We start from the raw sequence: 22,877 nt of genomic DNA on the forward strand, positions 1-22,877 counted from the left end.
TTAAGGAGTACGACGCGTGTCCTCTCTCTTCCCGGCCCTGACCGAGGGCCGGACCGATGGCCGGACCGACCGGCCCGCCCTCCGGTTCGGCGACCGGTCCCTGACGTACGGCGAGCTCGACGCCGCCTCCGGTGCCCTCGCGGCGCGGATCGGCGGGGCGGGCCGGGTGGCCGTCTGGGCGACCCCGGCACTGGAGACGGCCGTGGCGGTGGTGGCGGCGCTGGAGGCCTCAGTCGCCGCCGTGCCGCTCAACCCGAAGTCCGGGGAGAAGGAGCTCGGGCACATCCTGGCCGACAGCGCGCCCGCCCTGGTCCTCGCCGCACCCGGCGACGAACTCCCGCCTTCCCTGCGGGACTTGGCCCGCGTCGACGTCGACGTGCGGGCCACCGGACCCGTCCCCCACGGCGAGGCATCCGTGGACGACGACCCCGCCCTCGTCGTCTACACCTCCGGCACCACCGGCCCGCCCAAGGGCGCCGTCATCCCCCGCCGGGCCGTCGCAGCCACCCTGGACGCCCTCGCCGACGCCTGGCAGTGGACCGGCGAGGACGTGCTCGTGCACGGGCTGCCCCTGTTCCACGTCCACGGCCTGGTCCTGGGCATCCTGGGCCCGCTGCGGCGCGGCGGATCGGTCCGCCACCTGGGCCGGTTCACCACGGAGGGCGTGGCCCGCGAGCTGAACGCCGGCGCGACCATGCTGTTCGGCGTGCCGACGATGTACCACCGGATCGCCCAGACCCTGCCCGACGACCCGGAGCTGGCGAAGGCACTGGGCCGCGCCCGGCTGCTCGTCTCCGGTTCGGCCGCCCTGCCGGTGCACGACCACGAGCGCATCGCGGCCGCGACCGGCCGCCGGGTGATCGAGCGGTACGGCATGACCGAGACGCTGATGAACACGAGCGTGCGGGCGGACGGCGAGCCGCGCGCGGGCACGGTCGGCGTGCCGCTGCCGGGAGTCGAGCTGCGGCTCGTGGAGGAGGACGGGGCGCCGATCACGTCCTACGACGGCGAGACCGTGGGCGAGATCCAGGTGCGCGGGCCGAACCTGTTCACGGAGTACCTCAACCGGCCGGACGCCACGGCCGCCGCCTTCACCGCCGACGGCTGGTTCCGCACCGGGGACATGGCGGTGCGCGACCCGGACGGCTATGTCCGCATCGTCGGCCGCAAGGCCACCGACCTGATCAAGAGCGGGGGTTACAAGATCGGGGCGGGCGAGATCGAGAACGCGCTCCTCGAACACCCGGGGGTGCGGGAGGCCGCGGTCACCGGGGAGCCGGATGCCGACCTGGGCGAGCGGATCGTGGCGTGGATCGTCCCGGCCGATCCCGAATCACCGCCCACCGTTGCGGAGTTGGCGGATCACGTGGCGAGCCGCCTCGCCCCGCACAAGCGTCCCCGGGTGGTCCACCACCTGACCTCCCTCCCCCGCAACGACATGGGGAAGATCATGAAGCGGGCGCTGACCCGTGACTGACCGGCCGACCGCACGCGAGACCATCGCCGCGGTCACCGACGACTCCACCTTCACCGAACTCCCGTACCCCGCAAGGGAATCCAGGCCGGACGGCCCGATCGGCTGGCAGGGCTACGACGCCTCGCACGCCCGCGCCGCCGAACGCACCGGCGAGCAGGAGTCCGTGGTCTGCGGCACGGGTCGGGTGGAGGGCACGCGGGCGGTGCTGATCGCGTTCGAGTTCGGCTTCCTGGGCGGGTCGCTCGGCGAGCGCACCGGGGACCGGCTGGAGGCGGCGTACACCCATGCCCGCGAACACCGGCTCCCGGTCGTGCCGTTGATCGCCACCGGCGGCAGCCGCATGCAGGAGGGCATGCTCGCGCTGACCCAACTCCAGCGCGTGGCCCGGCAGTCGGCGCTCACCAGGGAGGCGGGGCTGCCGCAGATCGCGGTGCTGCGGGACCCGACCACCGGCGGCGGCTGGGCCACGCTGGGCGCGGGCGCCGACGTGATCCTCGCCCTGCCCGGCGCGCAGGTCGGCTTCGCGGGTTCCCGGGTACGGCCGCCGGACGCGGACCCGGCGGCGTACACGGCCGAGGCGCAGGTGGCGGCGGGCGCGGCCGACGCGGTCGTACCACCGGAAGAGCTGCGGGGGACGCTGGGCCGGTGGCTGCGGCTGCTGACGTCGCCGGCACAGCAGGCGCCGGTGCCGCCGCCCCTCGGCGCCACCGATCTGCCGGCCACGGGAGGGGACGCGGTGCGGCGCGCCCGTTCTCCCCGACGCCCGCGCGCCGAGCGCTACTTGGACGCCTACTTCACGCACCGTCTCCCCATCAACGGCGACCGCTGCGGCGGCACCGACCCCGACGGCATGCTGTGCGGCTTCGGCGAGCACGAGGGCCGTACGGTCGCGTACGCCGCCCAGACCGGCACGGCGACCCGCCCCGCCGGCTACCGCACCGCCGCCCGCCTGATCCGCCTCGCGGACCGCCTCGGCATCCCGGTCCTCACCCTGGTGGACACCCCCGGCGCGGCCAACGACGCCGAGGCCGAACGCCAGGGCGCGGGCGCCGCGATCGCGGACCTGTTCCTCACCGTGGCCGCCGCCCGCACCCCCCTCACCACGCTGCTGATCGGCGAGGGCGGCTCGGGCGGCGCGCTGGCCCTGGCGGCACCCGGCAACACCTGGGCCACGCCGGACAGTTACTTCTCGGTGATCGCACCCGAGCAGGCGGCGGCGATCCTGAAGCGGCCGGCCGAGGAGGTCGAGGCGACGGCGGACCAACTGCGGATCCGGCCGCAGGACTTGGCCGAACTGGGACTGGTCCGGCATGCGCCACGCGACAACCTCAAGTACCGTCCGTAACAATAGAGATGCTCAGTGCTGCGAGAGCGGTGACAGAGCAGTGCGAGCGTGCAAGAACGCGTGACGGGACGACGGGGGCACCATGGAACGCTTAGTGGAGTTCGAGACCGCCGACGGGGCCGTGGTGTCGGTCGAGGCCTTCGAGGAGCGGTCCGGCTCCCGGCTGGTGTCCCGCGGGGACGGCACCGTCCAGGCGGCCCGCACCTTCGAAGGTGCCCTGGAAGGAGTGCGCGCCGCCGCCTCCTCGGCGCTCCGCGTCTTCCGCGACGGCTCGCTGCGGCCCGACGGGATCGAGATCGAGTTCGGGGTGAAGCTGTCCGCCGAGACCGGCGCGATCATCGCGAAGGGGACGGCGGAGGGCCACCTGGTGGTGAAGCTGACCTGGTCACCGGAGGCGGCCCCGGAGACCGACGTGTCCTCGTCCTCGCCCTCGTCCTTGTCCGCGTCCGTCCCGGAGCCCAGCCCGTCGTCATGAACAGCGCCGAATGGCACGCCCGGATCGAGTGCGGGGGCGAGGTGGCCGGGGCAGGCTTCCTCGTGTCCCCGAACAAGGTGCTGACCTGCGCCCACGTGGTGAAGCGGGCGGACGCGGGGCTGGCCGTGACGTTCACGGAACGTCCCGGCTCCCCCGCCGTCCCGGCCCGTGTCGTCGCCCACGGCGGCTGGGCGGGCGGTGACACCGACCCGGGGGACCTCGCGGTCCTGGAGCTGGAGCGGGACATGCCGATCGTGCCGGCCGCGCTGGCGCCCGTCGACACGGCACACGGCGTCACGGCGCCCCGCAAGCTCGTCGTGTACGGGTTCCCGGTCGGCTTCGACGAGGGCACCCTCGCCGAATACCGCATCACCGCACCGCAGTTGATCAACCGGGAGTGGATCCAGCTGGAGGCCTGGCAGCAGGGCGGCCAGCCGCTCGCCCCCGGGTTCAGCGGCTCGGCGGTCACGCTCGTCGACACCGGCGAGGTCGTCGGCATGGTCACGGCGGAGGGCGCCCCGGGTGTGCGCAACGGGCGGATGATGCCCACCGAGGTCATGGTCCGGTACTGGCCCGACCTGGAGGGTCTGGTGCCCACCTCGGACCATGCGAGCGCCGACCGGGCGCGGCTGCGCGCGCTGGTGGAGCGGGCGGTCCGCACCGGCCTGGAGTGCGATCCGGTACGGCTCTACACCGCGGCCGCCGACCGGTTCGACCCGCCGCCGCCCGAGGAGGGCTTCGACTCGCTGTGGTCGGCGGCGCTGTTCGTGCTGTGCGAACTCGACGGGCCCGGTGCCGCCGGCACGGTCACCCGGTTCGCCGACCACCTGGAGACCCGGCTGGAAGCCCTGTTCCGGGCGCCCGCGCCCGTCGAGCCGGAAGCGGCCCCCGACTGGTCGCCGATCCTCGTCGAGCTGGCGCACAGCGGCGCCGGTGACGACCTGGTCCGCGTGGAGGTGTCCGCGTACAGCGGAGGGCACCGTCACCCGGTCGACTCGGACACGGTTCCGCAGAACCGGCTGCGCGCCTTCATACAGGACCGGATCGAGGCCGCGTTCCGCCATCTCACGCCCGGTGCCGACGAGTTGATCGCGTTCGCGCTGCCCCGGGACTGGCTGGACTGGCCGGTGGACCGCTGGGAGAGCGCCCCCGACGACGCCACCCCGCTCGGCTGCCTCTACCCGCTCGTCGTCACCGACCACGCCCGCCGCAAGACCAGCACCCGGCACATCCTGACCCGCGCCTGGAACCGCCTCGACTCCTCCCCGGGTGCCCGGGTGCACCGCGTCGAGTGCTCCGGCCCCGAGGAACCCGGCCGGCTCCGGTTGCGGCTGCGCAAGCCCGACGCCTGTCTGGCCGGCTTCGCCACCGCGCCGGCCGCGGCCCGCACCCGCCCGCACTTCGACACCTCGCTCACCGCTCCGGCCCCGGTGATCGTCTGGTCGCGCAGCGGCTGCGGCGCCGGCCGGACCGACGAGGAGACGGACTGCGGAGGTACGACCGCCCCCTGCACCGGCAAGTCCTTCCTCGACGAACTCGACGCCCACGTCGCCCACGTGCCGCCCGCGGAACTTCCCCGGCACATCCTGGCCCTGCGCGAGGAGGCCGACGCGGAGGACGGCCACTGGGCCCGCGACATCCAGCTGCTGTGGGACGACCCGCGCTGCTTCACCGACCCGCACGACACCACCGCGCACGTCCGCTCACCCGTGGCGTGACCCCACCCCCGGCACGAACCCCAGTAAGAAGGAGCCCGGAGACCACCTCATGGCGCACTGGTCCGTCTACACCGGCAAGAGCGAGCCGCACGACGGCATCGACGAGCTGCCCGCCCCGCCCCCGTGGCGGGCCTTCGACGGCGGTCCCGCGCTGCCGCCGCCCGCCGAGGAGGAGGACGAGGCCGCCGTCTCCCCGGACCGCATGCACCGCGCGAAGACGTACGTCGCCTCGCCGGAGACCGTCCAGCTCGTCAACGCCGCGCTCTGTCTGCGCCGCCCGCTGCTGGTCACCGGGCCGCCCGGCACCGGCAAGTCCTCCCTGGCGTACGCCGTCGCCCGCGAACTGCGCCTCGGCCCGGTCCTGCGCTGGAACATCACCAGCCGCAGCGCCCTCGCCGACGGCCTCTACCAGTACGACCCGCTGTCCCGGCTGTACGCTTCCCGGCCCGGCCCGGGAAGCGACCGCGGTGGCCGGGGCGGCGTGGAGGACCACCTCCGCCTCGGCCCTCTCGGGACCGCCCTGCTCCCCTACGGGCGCCCCCGCGCCCTGCTCGTCGACGAGATCGACAAGAGCGACCTCGACCTGCCGAACGACCTGCTCAACGTCCTCGAAGAGGGCCAGTACGAGATCCCCGAACTGGTCCGCGCCGCCCGTCACTCCGCCGACGACGGCCGCGCCGAGGTCCTCGCCGACGGTACGGACAGTCCGGTGGCGATCACCCGCGGCCGGGTCCGCTGCCGCGCCTTCCCCTTCGTCGTCCTGACCAGCAACGGCGAGCGCGAGTTCCCGCCCGCCTTCCTGCGCCGCTGCGTCCGTCTCAAGCTGCGCCGCCCCGACCGGGGCCGCCTCACCGACATCGTCCGCGCCCATCTCGGCAGCCCGGACGGCGAGGCCGAGCCCTTGATCACCCGTTTCCTGGAGCGGGCGGGCAGCGGCGAGCTGGCCACCGACCAGCTGCTGAACGCGATCTACCTCACCGGGGTCGCCGGTCTCGACGCCGCTTCCCGCGACGAGCTGGCCGAGCAGCTGATGCCGTACCTGAGCGCGGCGGCGGACGGCGATGGCTTCTGAGCGGGCGGGTTCGAGTACGGGCTCCGATGACGCCTCGCCCGTCGCCCGGCTCTCCGCGGTCCTGTCGGCCGCGGCGGGGGCCGACGGGCCGACTCCACGCGAGCTGGCGGAACTGCTGTGGCTGGCAGGGCAGTTGGAGCGTACGGAGGAGGAGGGGGCGGCGTCCGCGGGCGGGGAGCCCCGGACCGCGCCCCCCGCGCCGGACGCCCCCGTCGCGGTACCGCCCCGCCCCAAGGCCGACCGCCCACGCCCGCCGGACCAGGCACCCGCCCCGCATCACGACGGCCGGGTCCCCCTGCTCCTGCCCACCCCGGCACCCCGGGCCCCCGGCCCGAACGGCGGCGGCACCCGCTTCCTCGCCCCCGCACCCCCGATGCTGCACCGCCCCCTCGCGCTGCAGCGGGCCCTGCGTCCCCTCAAGCGCAAGGTGCCGGCGCCGCGCGCCCGCGTCCTGGACGAGCGGGCGACGGCCGACCGGATCGCCCGGCTGGGCGCACACCCCGAGGTGTGGGTGCCCGTACTGCGTCCCGCCCCCGACCGCTGGCTGCGCCTCAATCTCGTGCACGACACCGGTCCCACGATGCCCGTGTGGCGTCCCCTGGTCCGTGAACTGCACACCGTCCTCGCCCAGTCGGGCATCTTCCGCACGGTCACCCTGCACCCGGCCGGCCCCGACGGCCGGGCCCGCCAGGTCCCGGCCCTCGACGACGGCCGCACGGTCACCCTGGTCGTCAGCGACTGCATGGGCCCGCAGTGGCGCCCGGGCGAGGCGGGCGCGCGCTGGTACGGCACGCTGCGCCACTGGGCGGCCCGGATGCCGGTGGCGGTGGTCCAGCCGCTCCCCGAACACCTGTGGGCCGGCACGGCACTGCCCGCCGAACCGGGCCTGCTGACACCTCCGGCCGCGGCGGCCCCGTCCGCCGCGCTCTCCTTCCTGCCGTACGACCCGGAGGCCCCGGTGCCGCCCGCCACGGCCGTCCCCCTCCCCGTACTGGAGCCCGGCGCGCCCTGGCTCGCCAACTGGGCCGCGCTGCTGGCCGACCCGGGCGGCAGCCGGATGCCGGGAGCGGCGGCCTGGCTGCCGGAGGTTCCGCGGCGACCTGCCGAACCGGCTCCCGACATAGCCGAGTTGGGCCCGGAGGACTTGGTGCTGCGCTTCCGCGCCACCGCCTCCCCGGAGGCCTTCCGCCTCGCCGGCCACCTCGCACTGGCCGTCCCCTCCGTGCCGGTGATGCGCCTCGTCCAGCGCACGGTGGACCGCGATCCACGCCCGCAGCACCTGGCCGAGGTGATCCTCAGCGGCATGCTGCAGGCCGTCCCCGGACCGGCGGGGAGGTATGAATTCCGGCCGGGTGTACGGGAGTTGCTCCTGCGGTCGTTGCCGCGTACGGCCCGGGGGCGGACGCGGGAGTTCCTGGCCCAGGTCGGCGGGCTGATCGACGAGCGGGCGGGGCTCGCGGCCGGGGAGTTCCGGGCGGAGACGGGCGGGGCGTCCGGCGGCGCGGGGTCGGTGTTCGCGACGGTGAGCGAGGAGACGGTACGGCGGCTGGGCGGGGGTGGGGCGGAGCGGCTGGTCGGGGGTCGGTATCGGCTCGTCGGCCGTCGTGGTCCGGGGTGGCGGATCTGGGAGGCCGTGGACACGCGGACCGAAGGGCGAGTGGTCGTGCACCGGTATCCGGAGCAGGCCGAGCGGCATCGGGAACGGTTCCTGCGGGAGGCCGCCGCTCTGGCGGAGGTCGACAGCCCCTTCGTGGCACGGGTGACGGACTTCGGGATCGACGGGAGAACGCCGTATCTGGTCGTGGAGTTCGAGGACGGAGTAACACTGCGGGAAGTGGTCGACGGGTACCGGTCCCACCTGCCCTTCGCCACTTTCACGCGACTGGCCCCTCAGGGGGTCTCGGCACTGGAAGCCCTGCACGCACGGGGCCTCGTGCGCGGCCAGCAGAACATCCTGGGCCTGCTGCTGCGGCCGGACGAAACGGTGGTGATCAGCCGTTTCGCCCTGGGCGAGGAGTCCCTGGACAAGGACCAGGCCGGGGATTACCACGAATTCGAACAGCTGCTCAAGATCGCGGCCCGTGCGGTTCCCGACACGCCGCCGGAGTATCAAGCGCTGGTGAACCGCATCGCCTACGGCGACGAGCGCGTCCCCGCACGCGTCGCGGCCGAGGAACTCGCGAACGCGAGGCACACCGACGCCCTACGGTTCACCCTCCTCGGCGAGCCGCGGATCCGTCGGCAGGACTCGTCCCTGCCCCCGCTCTCGTCCTACGGCCAGGCACTGCTGTGCATGCTGCTCCTCGCACACGGCCGGCGTCTGACCTACGCCGAGCTGACCCGCGGCCTGTGGGAGCATCCGCCCGCGGCGCGTGAGGCGGAGCGTGTCATCGACGGGCTGGCCGAGGATCTGCGGCGGCTCCTCCCTGGCGATGTCGTCGGCCTCATCGACGGGTACGCGCTCCACACGACGAGCCACCACCTCGACGTGGACCTGTGCGAGAAGCTCAGCCACCGCGACCCCGACCAGTCCCCCGACCTCCGACGCACCCAACTCCGCCAGGCCCTGGACCTCTTCTACGGCGACCCCCTCGACGGCGTCCCCGGCCCCGCCGCCCGGGCCGCCCGCACCCGCCTCAGCGCCCTCCGCGACGAACTCACCCGTGAACTCGCCGAGTTGGACAGGACCACGGTCGCCCCGCGCTCCGCGATCCTCTTCGAGGCCGACGAGCTGAGCGGCCTCCCCGAGGCCCGTATCTCCCTCGAGTACGCGGTGCACGAGTTCCTGTCCCGCGGCACCCTCGCCCCCCACCAGCACGAGGTACGCGTCCGCGACAACGGCTACGTCGTGCTCGCCGACCCCGACGCCTACCTGCTCCCCCTCCTCGTAGCCGTCCTGCGCGGGCTCCCCGAGGCCTTCGCGAGGCTGGCCGACCCGCCGCGTCTCCAGGTGACGTTCTGGGACCGTCCCGGCCTGCCGCCCGAGCTGGCGACCCTCCAGGACCGCACCCCCTCCGACCTCCTGGTCGTCGTCCCGCCCGCCCTGTACGAGGAGTTCGCGGCCAGCTCCGCGGCGCTCGGCACCCAGCGCTTCCAGCCGCTGTACGGCAGCACCGCACCGGACACCCCGCCCCTCGCCTGGTACTGCCCGCTCGCCCCGTCGCAGCCCCGGACCGACGACCGCGACCTGGTGCACGGCCCGCTGATCACCCACGACCTGCACAGCCTCGGTATCCCCGCCCCCGGCCGCACCGCCATCGTCCACACCCAGCCCGACGGGCCGCTCACGCTCCTCAACCCGGCCCGGCCGCACGGTTCGAGGCCGCCGCGGGCGACGACGTACTACGAGGTCGACCTCACCACCCACCAGGCCTTCCACCAGGTGTCCCTGCCCAGCTCCGGCAAGGGCGCCTTTCACGCGGCCGTGGAGCTGTTCTGGCGGGTGGAGGACCCGGTCGCGTTCGTGCACGGCGAGGTCCCGCGGGTCTCCGAGGCACTGCTCGAACACCTACTCACCGCGGCCGGCCGTATCACCCGACGTCACCCCCTGCGCCGGGCGGGGGCGGCCCAGCGGGCGGCGAACGCCAGGCTCCACACCTCGCCGTGGCCGGTGCCGGGGCTGGCGGTGTCGTGTTCCGTGCAACTGGCACCCGAGGGAGCGCCGTTGCCCGTACCGCAGCGGACTGTGCCCGCGCGGCGCCCGTTGTCCGACGTCCTCGGCGAGGCCGAGACCGTGCTGCTCGGTTTCGACGGTCCCGTCACCCGTCTGTACTCGGCGCAGACCGCCCGCGAGGCCGTGCTCGACCTGCTCTCGGTCGTCGCCGAGCACCGCGACCCCGAGGACGCACTGGCGGGACGGCACCCCCTGCCCACCGCCGACGGCCCCGGGCGGGAGGTCTTCGTCCACCCTCTGGACGTGCTGCGCGCCTTCGCGCACGACCGTCTCGGACCGACCCTGCGCCGGCGCCTCGACAAGATCGAACTGCGGGCCGTCCCGGACGCGCCCACGACCCACAACTCCGTCGCCCTGGTGCGGGCACTGCACACCGCCGACCGTCGGGTCCTGGTGGTCACGGACGTCTGCGAACAGGCGGTGCACCGCTACCTGGAGCCGTACCGCCTCCCCCTGGCCGGCGTCCACGGCCGCAGTGACGATCTCAGCCTGCTGATGCCGCACCCCGACTGTCTGCTGCGCGCCCTGCGCTCCCCCGACGTACCCGCTCCCACGGGCGTGCTGATCGGCTCCACGGTCGCCGAACTCACCGCCGCCCAGCAGGTCGGACTGCGCTTCATCGGCCTGGCCCGCAACCCGACCGTCGACCAGAGTCTGCGCGAGGCCGGCTGCGAGATCACGGTCCCGTCCCTCGCGCCGGTGCTGGAGGCCGCGCGCTCCCTGTGACACATCGCCCGTTCAGCGGCACCCCACCCGGCCCACCACAAGACGCGCCCCCTGCCCCGCCCCCGCACGATGCCTATGAGGCCGCCACCCGGCGGCTCACGGTCTGTGCTCTCGGGAGGACCTGCCATGACCGCCAGTCTGGAGCAGCTGCGCCGCTGCCACTTCGCCGTAGACCTGGGTGCGGCGAGGACGCGGGTGTACGTGAAGGGGGCCGGGCTCGTCGTCGACCAGCCGTCCGCCGCCGCCGTGAACACCCGTACCGGCGCGCTGATCGCGGTCGGCGAGTTCGCGGAGAAGATGACGGGTCGTACGCCCGACTACATCCGCGTCGTCAGGCCCGTGTCCGGCGGCACGGTCGTCGACATCGAGATGGCGCAGCGCATGCTGCGGCACCTGCTCGGCGACAAGGTCCGCCGCGCCCTGCGCCGCAAGCCCCGACTGCGGGCCGCCGCCTGCATCCCGCACGACGCCGACCCGCTGGCCCAGCGCGCCGCGATCGAGACGCTCGTCGGGCTCGGGGCGCGTCGCGTGGAGCTCGTCGACACGCTCATCGCCGCGGCCGTGGGGTGCGGGCTGCCCGTCGAGCGGCCCGAGGCGACCATGATCATGGTGTGCGGGGCCGCGGCGACCCAGGTGGCCGTGCTCTCCCTCGGGTCGATCGTGACCGCCGAGCGGATCCCGGTGGGCGGCGAGGCCGTGGACCACGCGATCGTGCAGCACCTGCGTCACGAGCACGAGCTGATGCTGCCCAGCCAGTCAGTACGGCCGCTGCAGCTCGCCCTCTCCGGCAACGGCCTCACCCCGCAGGGCCCGGCCTCCACCGAGATCCACGGGCGGGACGTGGCCACCGGCCTCGCCCGTTCCGTCCAGGTCGACACCGCCGCCGTACGGGACGCGATCGAGACCCCGCTGACGGCCGTACTGGACGGCATCGGCCGGGTGCTGCGCAACTGCCCGCCCGACCTGGTGGCCGACCTCGCCGACCGCGGGATCATGATGGTCGGCGGCAGCGCGCTGCTGCCCGGCTTCGACCAGATGCTGCGGCACGCGACGGGCATGCCGGTGCACATCGCCGAACAGCCGGACGTGTGTGCCGCCCAGGGCCTGGGCTACATGCTGGAGGGCAAGATCAAGCCGCTGGTCCTGGACCCGCTGGCCACCTGACGCCGCAGGATGAGTGATCGGCATCGCGATCGGCAGCCCCCGGCTGTACGAGGCGGCCCGGCAGCGTGAGCGCTGGATCGAGGGCGCGGCGGCCGTCACCACGGCGCTGCTCACCGGCGAGAGTGCCGCCGACGCGCTGATGACGGTCACCGAACGGGACCGCCTGCTCGCCGACGCCTCGTGACGGCGTCGACGTACGCCGATCCGGGCAACCTGGTCGGGACGACCATCGAGCCGGGCAGCGCGGTCCTCGGACAACTCCTGGGCGGCCGGCCGGTGTTGGTGGACGACTCGGCGACCGACCCGCGGATGACGACGCAACGTACGGCACCGGTTCGGCCCCAGCATGGCACCGCCCAGAAGCACGCCCAGGAGGCCGACGCCCGCTTCGACTGCTCCTGGGGTCAGGGGGAGATGGCCGGACTCGGGCGGCGGGGCCGGGACATCGCCGCGGTGTTCCGCGATTGGCCGACGACCGCCGCTGACGTCAGCGCGCGAACCAGCACCGCACCGTCGTCCCGTCGGCCCCCGTGTGCACCCGCACCAGATCGGCGAGCAGGTTGACCATGAGCAGGCCCCGTCCGCCGCGCTGATCGCGGGGGGCGGGCCGGCGGCCGGCCAGGGGATCCACCAGGCGGCCCTTGTCGTGGACCTCGCAGACCACGCGCTGGTCCTCGGCCCACACCCGCAGCGTGCCCGAACCGCCGCCGTGCACCACGCTGTTGGTGGTCAGCTCGGCGGTGACGAGGGCCAGGTCCTGCAGCCGGGTGCCGGCCAGACCGAGCCGCGCGGCCAGGTCGGTGGCGACGTGCCGGGCCTGCGAGAGGCCTTCCGTGTCGAAGGCGAAGGCCGGCACGCCGGCGACGGGCGGCAGCGGCTCGTTGTAGCGGGCCACGACGTCGTCGGGGTCGTACGCCCCGCTGTCCCGCTCCTGCCCCGCGCCCGCCTGGATGACGGTCGGGTGGGTGGCGTACGCGTCGGCGACGACCTCCGGTGCGAGGCGCCGGACGTCGTACGGACACAGGATGCTCACCGTGCGGCCCTGGAAGGCCGCGTTGATCAGCGCCTCGTGCTGGACGCAGGCGGGGTACTCGGTCTCCGAGCGGCCCGCCCAGATGGGCTCGCCGATGATCCGCACGCGTCGGCCGGGCGGCTGGGCGTCGGCGAAGGCGCGCAGCACGCCGGGGATGATCCGGCCGGGGTTGCGCCCGGCCTCCCGCATGTCCAGGAGCCGTACGGCGTCGGCGTCGGCACCGAGCCCGTCCCGGATGAGCTGGAGGTTCTCGCCGGGGACGGCGACCGCCACGGGGTCGCCGGCGGCGAGGCCGTCGCGCACGAAGGACACCGTGCCCGCGAGGTACTCCTGCTCGTCGCCGTAGAAGAGGGCGGGGTGGACGAAGGGGTCGAAGAGTTCGGCCGCGGCACTCATGACATCGACACCTCGATCGCCGAAAGGTCGGGCCAGAACATCTCCAGCACCCGTTGCAGGGTGTCCGGCGGCCGGTCCAGCACGATCCGCCGGCCGTCGCCCAGTTGCTGGGCTGCGGCGGCGAGCGCTCCGGCGCCGGCGACGTCGACGAAGGTCACGGACGACAGCTCCAGGTAGTAGACGTCTTCGTCCTCACGCACGGCCTGTTCCAGCGCGCGTTCCCACACCGCGTGCGTCGTCAGACCGACCTCCCCCGCCACGCGCAGCCCGCTGCGCTCGACCAGGGGGGACACCGTCAGCTCCGGGACCGCGCCCGCGATCCCGGAGACGGTCAGGTATCGGATGCCCACACCGCCTCCCCACTTTTCCCGGACTCGATCGCACATACCCCGGACCGGACCGGCCATTCCCACGGCCTGTGTGTACTACGCCGTACGGCGGGCAGGCGCTCAGTCAGCACCGCCTGGCACCACCTGGTCGGCCGGGCGGACGGGGGCACGCAACGTCATGAAGGCTGTCGGTGATCTACAAGGCGGGGACATGACCTCAGCGGCACACACATCTCTCGCGGGGCGGATGAAGGCCCTGGTGATCGAGAGCCGCGTGGACGCGGGCCGAGCGGTGCTCGTTCCGCGCGGGGAGCTCATCCACGGATCGGCGGACATCCTGGCGAAGGCACTGGCCGAGTTGCCGGACGGCATCGGCCGGCTGGAGCTGGACATGACCGAGGTACGCTTCATGGACACGGCGGGACTGGAGTTCCTGGAGACCCTCGGCGACTACGGCCACCGGCACGGGATCCCGGTCATGACCGCGAACTGGGACGGCCAGCCGCGCCGGATCCTGGAACTGGTCGGTCTGGACACCGCGGACCCGGTGCGGCCCGCGGACGACGGATCCGCCCCCGAGCCACCGCACCCGCCCGCCTCCTCGGCGGTGGCCGTGGAACGCGCGGAACAGCTGCGGCACCTCCAGGAGGAGGTCGACCAGCTCCGCCAGGCGATCGCCTCCCGTCCGGTGATCGACCAGGCGCGCGGCATCCTGATGGCCACCCAAGCCTGCACCTCCGACGAGGCCTGGATCATCCTCCGGGAGGCCTCCCAGCTCTCCAACACCAAGCTCCGCACGGTCGCCGCGGCGGTCACCGCCAGCACCGGCACCGACGGCGCACCGCCCCCGGAGGCGCTCCGCACGGCCCTGCGCACGGCGGCGGCACGGCACGGCCGGTGACGGCTCGGGGCGGCCCCGCACCGGGCGTTGATCCGCTCGTCCGAATACGGCGTTGATCCGTTCCTCGGCCGGGGCATAGGTTCCGACGCATGACGAACCTGACGAACCTTCGCATCGGTGTGATGTACGACCGCGACTGGGCCCCGGAGGGGCTGCCCGGGTTCGCACGGCAGGCCGAGGCGCTCGGTGTGGACGACCTGTGGGTGGTCGAGGACCTCGGCTGGAACGGCGGGGTGTCGGCGGCGGCCGTGGCGCTGGGCGCGACGGAGCGCCTCCGGGTCGGTATCGGCATCACGCCCGCCCCGTTGCGCAGTCCTGCCCTGCTGGCCATGGAGCTGGCGACGCTGGCCCGGGTGTTCCCGGGACGGCTGGTGGCCGGGATCGGGCACGGGGTACGGGGGTGGATGGTCTCGGTGGGCGTCGCGCCGAGTTCACCGCTGGCCCTGCTGGAGGAGACGATCACCTCGGTGCGCGCGCTGCTTCGCGGGGAGCGGGTCGAACTGGCGGGCCGGGAGGTGCGCCTGGACGGCATCCAGCTGGTGCACCCGCCCGCCGAAGTGCCGCCGGTGGTCGCGGGCGTGGTCCGTTCCCGCTCGCTGGAGCTGTCCGGCCGGGTCGCGGACGGCACGCTGATCGCCGAGGGGCACGGCCCGCGCGACCTGGAGAACACCCGGGCGCTGACCGCCAAGGGCGGAGCCACCGCCGACCACACGCTGACCGTGCTGTCCTTCTGCTGCGTCGGCGAGGACCCCGACCAGGTGGCCCGGACCCTGCACCCGGTCACCGAGGGCCACGGCGCCTGGCTCGGCCGCCCGCAGGAGGAGGTGTTCACCGTCTCCGGCCGACCGGCCCAGGCCGCCGCCCACGTCCGGGACCTGGCAGCGGCGGGAGCGGACACGGTCGTACTCCGGGTCATCGGCCCCGAGCCGCTGGACCAGCTCAAGGCCGTACTGGGGGCACTGGGACGCTGAACGCCCCGTCACCCCGGCTGAACGCCCCCGTCACCCCGGCCCGGTCACCGGTTCCGTCCACTCCGGGTCCGCCCAGCGGGCCAGGTCGTCCGGGTCGGGGAGGCCGCGGCGGTATCCCCGGTCCTGCTGCTGCCGGACCCTGACGCTCGCGTGGAACACCGCGTCCTCGGGCACGGCACGCGACCGCCTGCCCGCGAGGAACCAGAGCGGGCCGTTGCGGTGGACGGGGGCGCCGGCGAACTCCTTGGTCAGCGCCGTCGCCTCGGCGTAGGCGCCGGCCCGGAAGAGCAGGTCCTCGTGGACGCCGTCGACGATCCACTTGAGGGTGACGGTGGAGAGCAGGGGTTCGCCCTTCGCGTGGTCGAAGGTGCCGCCGACGTCGGAGTGCACCCCGGCGAACCAGACCTCCTCGAGTGTGTCCCGGGTCAGCTGCGGCCGGGGTTTGACGAGGTACTCGCGGTAGGGGCGGCGCCGCTCGTCGAGGGACACGGCGTGCCGGATGCGGGCGGCGTTGGGCAGGGAGCGGGTGTAGGGCCACTGCAGATTGCCCAGGCGGAGGATGCCGGCCGCCTTCACGGTGTCCCAGAGCCCCAGGTAGGCGGCCGGCACGGCGTAGCGCGAGACCTGCTTGGAGTCGTTGCGCTTGACCGTCTCCCACAGCGGGTCCGTGTGGGTGTGCCGGCAGAAGGCCCGCGAGAACCGCGCGACCTCCTGCTGGCTGCGGTCGATGTCGTGGTTGAAGGCGTACTTCGCCACGGCGTACGGGACGAGGTTCTCGGCTCCGGGGCGCATGAGCCCCGGCTTGTTGAGCATCCCGACGAGTGCGCGGGCCGTGTAGGCGCCGCGGCTGAATCCGAAGACGTACACGCGGTCGCCCGGCTCCCAGTGCCGCATCAGGTACGTGTAGGCCTCGGCGAGGTTGGCCCGGAGCCCGGTCCCGAAGGCGAGGCCGCTGAGCCGGGAGAGCCGGTGGCCGAGCGGCCCGCGCGCGCCGGCCGACGACATGGTGCCGACGCCGGGGTCGTAGTAGAGGAGCTGGTGCGAGGGGTCGTCGGTGCTGAGCATCTCGTACAGCTTGACCACGTTGGTGGGGTTGCGGGCGCCGACCTGGTTGCCCGTTCCGTCGAGGCAGATGACGATGTTGCGCGGCATGATCGCTCCTCGCCTAACCGACGGGCGGGGTGGACGCGGTGTCCGCCCCGGGCGGTATCTGCTGCTCGAACGCCGCCAGGGCCACGGGGCTGTCCGGCGCGGCGACCGCCATCATGCGGCGCCGCTGCGCCTCCGCCAGGACGTCCCCGGCCGGTGTGCCGTGCCGGGCGTGGACGATGCGCACATGGCCGTCACCGGAACCCCGGCGGTCCACCGGAGCGACGCCGGCGTGGGTGCCGTCGGGCAGCGTGACCCACAGCTGGAAGTCGTCGAACCTGAAGAAGTCCGCGGACTTGGTCGGCCAGGGGTAGTGGTGTTCGCCGGCCGCCTTGGGCAGGACCCCCGAGTGGTGCGGGTTGCTCATCGGCACGCACGCGTTGAACAGCGAGTCCGTCCAGGCCTCGACGCTGTCGGCATCCGTGACGGGCCTGCTCAGGAGGTCACGGGCGCGCTTGTAGCCGAGGGCGTCCAGCGCGGGAAGCGTGAACGGGAAGGCGGCCACGAGGTCGGCGGCCTCCTGCCGAAGCCGGTCGATCTTCGCCGGGTCGGCGCAGAACTGCATGCTCCACTCGATGCCGACCCGGGCCCGGTACATCCGCCAGCCGCTCCCCGTCATGACCCAGAGGCTGCCGCCGTGGTGCATCTCCCAGGGCCCCGGTCCGTACGGCGCGTCGGCCCCGTCGGCGCTCAGCTCCTCGAGGATCTTCTTGGCCACCTTCTTGGCGGCGCGGAAGTGACCGGACACGGAGCGCTCCGGATGCTTGACGATGCGTATCTTCCAGGGGCGGGTTTCCCCGTGGGTGTGGTCCACCTCGAGGAGAGCACCCGCCCCCGGCGCCGCACCCCCCGGTACTGCCACGGAACCGGCGTCAGCCATGGCCGGCCTCCTTCGGTCGGCGGCCCCGCACGCCATGACCGCGCCCGAGCGCCGCTCCCTCCATCGTGCAGCGCCCACGCGACGGCGTCGACTTGTGGGCGTTCCGTCGCACAGAAACCACGCCCCTCACCGGGACTTGACGGGGTGACAGCCGCTACGACGCGCTCGGCGCCGGAGTCGGCCCGCGCCCCGGTGCACGGTCGCCGTGGCAGGTGGCCGGCCAGGTCCCAGACGACCAGGGCGGCGATGAAGACTCCGGCGATGACGAGGTTCTGCACGACGAGCTTGCGGGCCCGGCGGGACAGGGCGATCACGGCGGGCACGGTGGCGAGTTCGTCGCGGACGATCACCGCGTCGGCGGTCTCCAGGGCCAGGTCGGAGCCGGCCCGGCCCATGGCGACACCGGTGTGCGCGGCGGCGAGCGCCGGGGCGTCGTTGACGCCGTCGCCGACGACCATCACCCTGCGGCCGCCGTCCTCCAGCTCCCGTACCGCGTGCACCTTGTGCTCCGGCAGCAGTCCGGCCCGTACGTCCTCGATGCCGACCTCGGCGGCGAGGCGGGCGGCGGCGCGAGGGTTGTCGCCGGTCAGGAGCAGGGGTGCGGCCCCGGTGAGGGAGGCGAGCGAGGCCACGGTCTCCCGCGCGTCCGGGCGGAGCCGGTCGGCGATGCCGAGCACGCCGGCCGGAGCACCGTCCAGGGTGATCAGCACGGCGGTCCTGCCACCCTCCTCCAGCTCACCGGCGAGCACGGCCGCGCGGGCGGAGGCGGCGTCGGTGGCCTCGTTCAGCAGCCGGGCCGGGGCGCCGACCGTGACCGCGCGCCCGTCGACGGCGGCCGTCACCCCAACGCCCGGCGTCGAGTCGAAGCCCTCCGCCGGGGCGAGCGCGAGCCCGCGTTCGCGCGCCGCGGCGACGACCGCCCTGGCCAGGGGGTGCTCGCTCGGGTTCTCCGCCGCCGCGGCGAGGGCCGGCAGCTCGCCCTCGTCCAGTCCGGATCCGGGGAACGGCCGGATGTCGGTGACCCGCGGGGTGCCCTCGGTGAGCGTGCCCGTCTTGTCCAGCGCCACCGCGTCGACCTGCCCGAGCCGCTCCATCACCACGGCCGACTTGACCAGTACACCGTGGCGTCCGGCGTTGGCGATGGCCGACAGCAGCGGCGGCATCGTCGCCAGCACGACCGCGCAGGGCGACGCCACGATCATGAAGGTCATCGCCCGCAGCAGCGAGTCCGCGAGGTTCGCTCCGAAGGCGAGCGGCACGAGGAACACGGCGAGGGTCGCGACCACCATGCCCAGCGCGCGTCCACACGGCGGCCATGCTCTCGGAACCGTCCGGATGATTCCACCCACCTCGGGTAGTCCTGCCACAGGCGACCCCGGAGGTGCAGTCCCATGACCGCCACGACACGGCGCGGGGCCTGGGCGACGGCTTCCGCCGTCACCCTCGTCCTCGCCCTCACCAGCGCCTGCGACAGCGGTGGCGACGACGGCGACGACACAGCCCCCTCGACGCGCACGCCCGCCACCGCCCCGCCCGACCCGACAACGGCCGCCACGTCACCGCCGGTGTCCCGATCCCCCACGCCGACCGGTACGGCACCGGAGGACCCGGTGGAGGCCGAGAAGGAGATCAGGAAAGCCTGGCGGACCCTCTTCGCCCCGGAGTCGTCCGTCGACGAGCGAAGCGACGTCATCGAGGACGGCTACGAGAACGCGCTGATGACCGAGAACCTCTTCGCGGACCCGCTCGGCAGTCGCCTCCGCGCCGACGTGGCCTCGGTGTCGTACACCTCGTCCCTGAGCGCCGACGTCCGCTACACCCTCACACGCGAGGGCCGTCGGCTGGACACCGGCGGCCCGGGAGTGGCCGTCCTCCAGGACGACACCTGGAAGGTGGCGCTGCAAACGGTCTGCGATCTGACGCGGCACGCCAAGGACGCTCCGCAGGCGCCGAGCTGCGAGTGACCGATCACGCCTGTCCGCCGACGTACCCCACGCCCGAGCGGGTCAGCTCACCGTCGGCCCGGCCAGCCGGCCGAGGAAAGCGGGCGCACACGATCGACAAGACCTTGGTCCCGGCCCGGCTGGTGGTCCGCGCGAGCTGACTCGCACGGGCCCGGCGAGGGTACTCGCCGGGCCCGTGCGGTCGGATCAGTGGTCGAGGTCGAGGGGAACAGACGCCGGCATCAGCTTCTGGTCCACTGCTGGTTGCTGCTTCCGTTGCAGTACCAGACATCGACCGCCGTGCCGTTGCCGGTGCCTGCTCCGGCCGCGTCCAGGCAGAGCTCCGGGTTCGCGACGCTGGTCACAGTGAGATCCGCGTTCAGGTTCCACTGCTGTGCCGTCGCGCCGGTGCAGTCGGAGATGACCACGGGGTCTCCCGCCGTGGCTCCGGTGCCTCCCACCGTCATGCACTTGTTGCCGTAGACGGTGAGTTGTTTGTCCGCGTTCCAGTTCCAGGACTGGTTGCCGCCGTCGTTGCAGTCCCAGAGGTCGAGTTGGGTGCCGTTGGTCGTGCTGAAGCCGGGCACGTCGACGCAGCGGTTGGAGGCCACTCCGCGCAGGACCTCGCCGGGAGGCGCGGGCGGCAGGTCGTTGACGGGCGGGGTCGTGCCGAAGCCGTAGCCCCAGCGCAGCTGCGCGACTCCGCTGGCGTTGTTGTCCACCAGGTTGCCCTCGGAGTCCAGCGACTCGATCGAGTAGGCGTCGCCGAACCGCAGCCCCGGCCAGTACACCAGCCCCATCCCCTTGCTGCGGGCGGTGTTGGTCACGGCCGCGAGATACGACGTGTAGATGTTGCCGTCCCACGCGCCGTAGTTCAGACCGGTGGTCATCGGGGAGCCTGCCTCGTCGATGATGGTCCGGCCGGCGTACGTGCCGATCCGGGCTTCGAGGTCGGCGACCCAGTCCGCCTGCTGGGTGTGGCTGGCCCAGAAGCCGTAGAAGTGCAGCGACAGCAGCGTTCCCCGCAGTTCGGGTGCCGCGCCGACACCGGTGACGTTGTCGTTGTAGCCGGTACCGCTGATCACGACACGGCCGCGCGGGACGTCCTTGTGCTGGGCGAGCCAACCACTGGTGACGGACACCCACTGGTCCAGGGTGTAGCCGTGCGGCTCGTTCATGGGCTCGAAGTAGACCCGTGGGTTGTGCTTGTACTCCCGCACCACGGTGTTCCACATCGTTTTCCAGGCGGCCGTGTCGTCGACCAGCCCGTCCTTGCTGGTGTTGGCCTCCCAGTAGCTGACGATGACCTTGTCACCGTAGGCCGTGGCCGCGTCGATCGTCGCCCGGTACGACTTCCACCAGGTGGTGCCCACGCTTGCCGGGTTGATCGGCAGTCGCAGCGTGTTGGCGCCCAGGTTCTTCTTGAAGCCGCGCACCATGTGACCCGTGGTGCGGTACACGGTGCGGTAGTCGTCGGTCACCGACAGCCCGCTGGGCACCACGGCGTCACTGGCGTAGTTGTCCCGCGGGTCTGCCCAGTTCACCCCGCGGAAGTCACTGGTACCGCCCTTCGCCGCGGTCTTCACCGCCGCGTGCGAGCCGTCCGACGTCTCGGCTGCCGACTGGGCGAGGGCGGGGGCGGTCAGGAACAGGAGTGTCGCGCCGAAGCCGGCCATGAGCACACTGGCCAGTCTTCTCGACCTCGTCGGGGTCTTGGTCATGTCGTCTCCAGTGACGGGAATCGCAGAGGGCGGAGTGCGGGTTCGCCACCTGAGCCGAGGCAGTGATGAACCAGGGTCCGGATACAGACACTCGGACCCGCGTAAACCGGCCATGGTTACGTAACCATTGCCCGGACACTGGCACGACGCCCGCACTGGTGACAAGACCCGTGACGGTTCCGGATACGACGAGGGGTCTGGGTCCGCTGAGGACGGTGGGGCGATTGAGGCCGGAGTCGTAGGGATCGGTGCAGTCTGCCCATCCGAGGACGGCAGCGGGTGCCCACGGCGGTGCAGCGGCCGGTGCCGCCGTCGTAGTCACGGGCGCGCATGTCGTACAGACCGGTGACGATGTCGAGGCGTACATCGACTGGTTCGCCGATCCGCCGGTCACGCCAGGACCACACTCACCCAGGCACGCGAGGGCAGTAAGGCATCGGCAGCGCACGACGCGCAGAGGGGGGCACATTGCCGCAGCGAGCTTCTCGGCAGTCATCACGCATGACCGGACGGTCCCGATCGCCCGCGCGGAAGGTCGAACCGCTTCCGCTTCGGCCGCTTCGGCCCCCGACCCTCCAGCGAAGTTGCCGGTCAGATCGTTTCTCCCCGCGTAGCGGGTGGTGGGGCGGGTGGGACTCGAACCCACGGCCGACGGATCAAGAGTCCTTTGAGGATCTTGGCGGTCCTTGCCGATCAACGTTCGTCCTTGACGTCTTCGCAGGTCAGATGGGGTTATCCAGGTGGGTGCTCCTCAGTCCTTGTCAGTCTGTTCCTGTCCTTGCGGCCTCGACTCGCCCAGGACGTTCGCGCCAGCTCAAAACGGGATTCGAACTCACCCGCAGCGGATTGCCCCTCCAGCGCTCAGAGGCTGCGTCCCCGAGTACCGGTGCAGGGTCGCACTGCCAACTCGGCTCGCTGTGGCCACCCTCACCGCACTGCTCACAGATCTGGACGGTGCGACGGCTGCGCTCAGAGGACCGGCCCCAGGAGATCAGGCTCGTACGTCTCGCTGCTGAACTTCCTTGAGCACTCCTGCCACCGTCGCGAAGTCGTTGTCTACATGGAGGACGGTATGGCCGTGGTGGACCGCAGTCGCACACACCAACAGGTCGGTCGCTCCTGCCGCGCGATGCTGGCCCCGCTGGGTCAGTTTGTATTGGGCAGTGTCGACCCAACGCCAGGCATTCTTCGGAACGGGAGAGAGCAGGCAGAGTGCGTCCAGTTCCTCCGCCAGATCGTCCCGGTGGGACGGACTGGTCGCCGAGTAGAGAAATTCGGTGCGCGTCGGCTCGCAGAGGTAGAACACCCCGGCGGCGATGTGTCCCTCCCAGGGTGGCAGTGCTCCTGGGGTGCGGAACAGGTGCCACAGGGCGGAGGTGTCGAGCAGATATCTGATCACTCGAAGGCCTCGCGTCGCGCACGCTTGGCTGCGTCATGCGCCGCCGAGGCCTGCTCGAACTCGCCCCGCGCACCGCGCGCGGCCAGCTTCTCGGCAGCATCGAGCCGCTTGATCCGTGCCACGTAGTCCCGCAGGGCCGCGTTGACCGTCTCCTTCTTCGTCGTGACACCCATCAGCCGCATGGCCTCGGCAAGTGCCTCATCATCGAGATCAATCTGCGTGACGGACATCGAGCACCTCCAGCATCCGTGATGTATGCCATCAAGGTACATCGCCAACATTGGAGCGCGCCACCACTCAGGATCCCCGCCGGAGGTGGTGGGGCAAGGTCTGGGCAGTTCTCTGTACGGGCCGTTGCCCAGCAGGCGTCAACGATGCAGTCCCGCCGGATAACGACGGAAGCCCCCTAGCCCCAACATCACTGAACGACCTCCGAGCGACGCACAGCGCCTTGACCGAGGCCATGGACGAGCAGGCCGACCCCCAACCGCCGGGCGCGCCAGCA

Annotated in this window: 17 protein-coding genes and 2 pseudogenes; 11 read left to right on the forward strand and 8 right to left on the reverse strand. The window is 72.9% G+C overall.

What is annotated here, in order from left to right:
* Window positions 1–16: 16 nt before the first annotated feature.
* The 8 genes and pseudogenes from AC5P09_RS09250 to AC5P09_RS09285 form a co-directional block, all read left to right on the forward strand.
* Window positions 17–1,477, forward strand: a complete 1,461-nt coding sequence (locus AC5P09_RS09250) for an acyl-CoA synthetase (protein ID WP_493873366.1) — start codon at window positions 17–19, stop codon at window positions 1,475–1,477.
* Entirely contained in the window at window positions 1,470–2,822 is a 1,353-nt protein-coding gene (locus tag AC5P09_RS09255) for a carboxyl transferase domain-containing protein (protein ID WP_493873367.1), read from the forward strand. The genes AC5P09_RS09250 and AC5P09_RS09255 overlap by 8 nt, the downstream gene beginning before the upstream one ends.
* Window positions 2,823–2,904: 82 nt before the next feature.
* Window positions 2,905–3,297, forward strand: a complete 393-nt coding sequence (locus AC5P09_RS09260) for a CU044_2847 family protein (RefSeq protein ID WP_493873368.1) — start codon at window positions 2,905–2,907, stop codon at window positions 3,295–3,297.
* A complete protein-coding gene (locus AC5P09_RS09265) occupies window positions 3,294–5,015 on the forward strand; it encodes a VMAP-C domain-containing protein (RefSeq protein ID WP_493873369.1) in 1,722 nt (573 codons plus the stop codon). The genes AC5P09_RS09260 and AC5P09_RS09265 overlap by 4 nt, the downstream gene beginning before the upstream one ends.
* A 49-nt stretch (window positions 5,016–5,064) precedes the next feature.
* The gene (locus AC5P09_RS09270; RefSeq protein WP_493873370.1) at window positions 5,065–6,087 is read left to right on the forward strand and encodes an AAA family ATPase; all 1,023 of its coding nucleotides are present in this window, start codon (window positions 5,065–5,067) and stop codon (window positions 6,085–6,087) included.
* Window positions 6,077–10,486, forward strand: a complete 4,410-nt coding sequence (locus AC5P09_RS09275) for an SAV_2336 N-terminal domain-related protein (protein WP_493873371.1) — start codon at window positions 6,077–6,079, stop codon at window positions 10,484–10,486. Before AC5P09_RS09270 ends, AC5P09_RS09275 begins: the two co-directional genes overlap by 11 nt.
* 126 nt (window positions 10,487–10,612) lie before the next feature.
* The gene (locus AC5P09_RS09280; protein WP_493873372.1) at window positions 10,613–11,650 is read left to right on the forward strand and encodes a rod shape-determining protein; all 1,038 of its coding nucleotides are present in this window, start codon (window positions 10,613–10,615) and stop codon (window positions 11,648–11,650) included.
* 19 nt (window positions 11,651–11,669) lie between these two features.
* Window positions 11,670–12,071, forward strand: a pseudogene (locus tag AC5P09_RS09285) (histidine kinase); the annotation flags it as partial.
* Window positions 12,072–12,137: 66 nt separating this feature from the next.
* Here the strand turns inward: AC5P09_RS09285 and AC5P09_RS09290 are convergent.
* A complete protein-coding gene (locus AC5P09_RS09290; RefSeq protein WP_493873373.1) occupies window positions 12,138–13,079 on the reverse strand; it encodes an anti-sigma factor RsbA family regulatory protein in 942 nt (313 codons plus the stop codon).
* Window positions 13,076–13,423 (reverse strand): STAS domain-containing protein, encoded by a 348-nt coding sequence (locus tag AC5P09_RS09295; RefSeq protein WP_493873514.1) that lies wholly within the window; start codon window positions 13,421–13,423, stop codon window positions 13,076–13,078. Before AC5P09_RS09295 ends, AC5P09_RS09290 begins: the two co-directional genes overlap by 4 nt.
* A 196-nt stretch (window positions 13,424–13,619) precedes the next feature.
* Between AC5P09_RS09295 and AC5P09_RS09300 the strand changes: the two genes are divergently transcribed.
* Window positions 13,620–14,309, forward strand: coding sequence for an ANTAR domain-containing protein (locus AC5P09_RS09300; RefSeq protein WP_493873374.1), 690 nt, complete (start codon window positions 13,620–13,622; stop codon window positions 14,307–14,309).
* A gap of 98 nt (window positions 14,310–14,407) precedes the next feature.
* Window positions 14,408–15,280: an LLM class flavin-dependent oxidoreductase gene (locus AC5P09_RS09305; RefSeq protein WP_493873515.1), complete on the forward strand. Its 873-nt coding sequence runs from the start codon at window positions 14,408–14,410 to the stop codon at window positions 15,278–15,280.
* Between the two features lie 30 nt (window positions 15,281–15,310).
* Here the strand turns inward: AC5P09_RS09305 and AC5P09_RS09310 are convergent, their stop codons facing one another.
* From AC5P09_RS09310 to AC5P09_RS09320, 3 genes and pseudogenes are all read right to left on the reverse strand, one after another.
* Window positions 15,311–16,432 carry a T6SS phospholipase effector Tle1-like catalytic domain-containing protein gene (locus AC5P09_RS09310; RefSeq protein WP_493873375.1) on the reverse strand — a complete coding sequence of 374 codons (1,122 nt, stop codon included), beginning with the start codon at window positions 16,430–16,432 and terminating at the stop codon, window positions 15,311–15,313.
* Between the two features lie 13 nt (window positions 16,433–16,445).
* A complete protein-coding gene (locus AC5P09_RS09315) occupies window positions 16,446–17,207 on the reverse strand; it encodes a DUF6424 family protein (RefSeq protein WP_493873516.1) in 762 nt (253 codons plus the stop codon).
* Window positions 17,120–18,607 (reverse strand): annotated as a pseudogene (locus tag AC5P09_RS09320) (heavy metal translocating P-type ATPase); the annotation flags it as partial. The gene AC5P09_RS09315 and the pseudogene AC5P09_RS09320, both read right to left, overlap by 88 nt.
* 93 nt (window positions 18,608–18,700) lie before the next feature.
* Between AC5P09_RS09320 and AC5P09_RS09325 the strand changes: the two are divergent.
* Window positions 18,701–19,273 (forward strand): MTB12 C-terminal domain-containing protein, encoded by a 573-nt coding sequence (locus AC5P09_RS09325; RefSeq protein ID WP_493873376.1) that lies wholly within the window; start codon window positions 18,701–18,703, stop codon window positions 19,271–19,273.
* Window positions 19,274–19,494: 221 nt separating this feature from the next.
* On the opposite strand, the gene AC5P09_RS09330 is transcribed toward AC5P09_RS09325, so the two are convergent.
* From AC5P09_RS09330 to AC5P09_RS09340, 3 genes are all read right to left on the reverse strand, one after another.
* Entirely contained in the window at window positions 19,495–20,973 is a 1,479-nt protein-coding gene (locus AC5P09_RS09330; RefSeq protein ID WP_493873377.1) for a ricin-type beta-trefoil lectin domain protein, read from the reverse strand.
* A 991-nt stretch (window positions 20,974–21,964) separates the two neighbouring features.
* Window positions 21,965–22,372: a PIN domain nuclease gene (locus AC5P09_RS09335; protein ID WP_493873378.1), complete on the reverse strand. Its 408-nt coding sequence runs from the start codon at window positions 22,370–22,372 to the stop codon at window positions 21,965–21,967.
* The gene (locus AC5P09_RS09340; RefSeq protein ID WP_493873379.1) at window positions 22,369–22,602 is read right to left on the reverse strand and encodes a type II toxin-antitoxin system VapB family antitoxin; all 234 of its coding nucleotides are present in this window, start codon (window positions 22,600–22,602) and stop codon (window positions 22,369–22,371) included. The genes AC5P09_RS09335 and AC5P09_RS09340 overlap by 4 nt, the downstream gene beginning before the upstream one ends.
* Window positions 22,603–22,877: the final 275 nt, after the last annotated feature.

It is taken from the genome of Streptomyces sp. a15 (genome assembly GCF_059026085.1).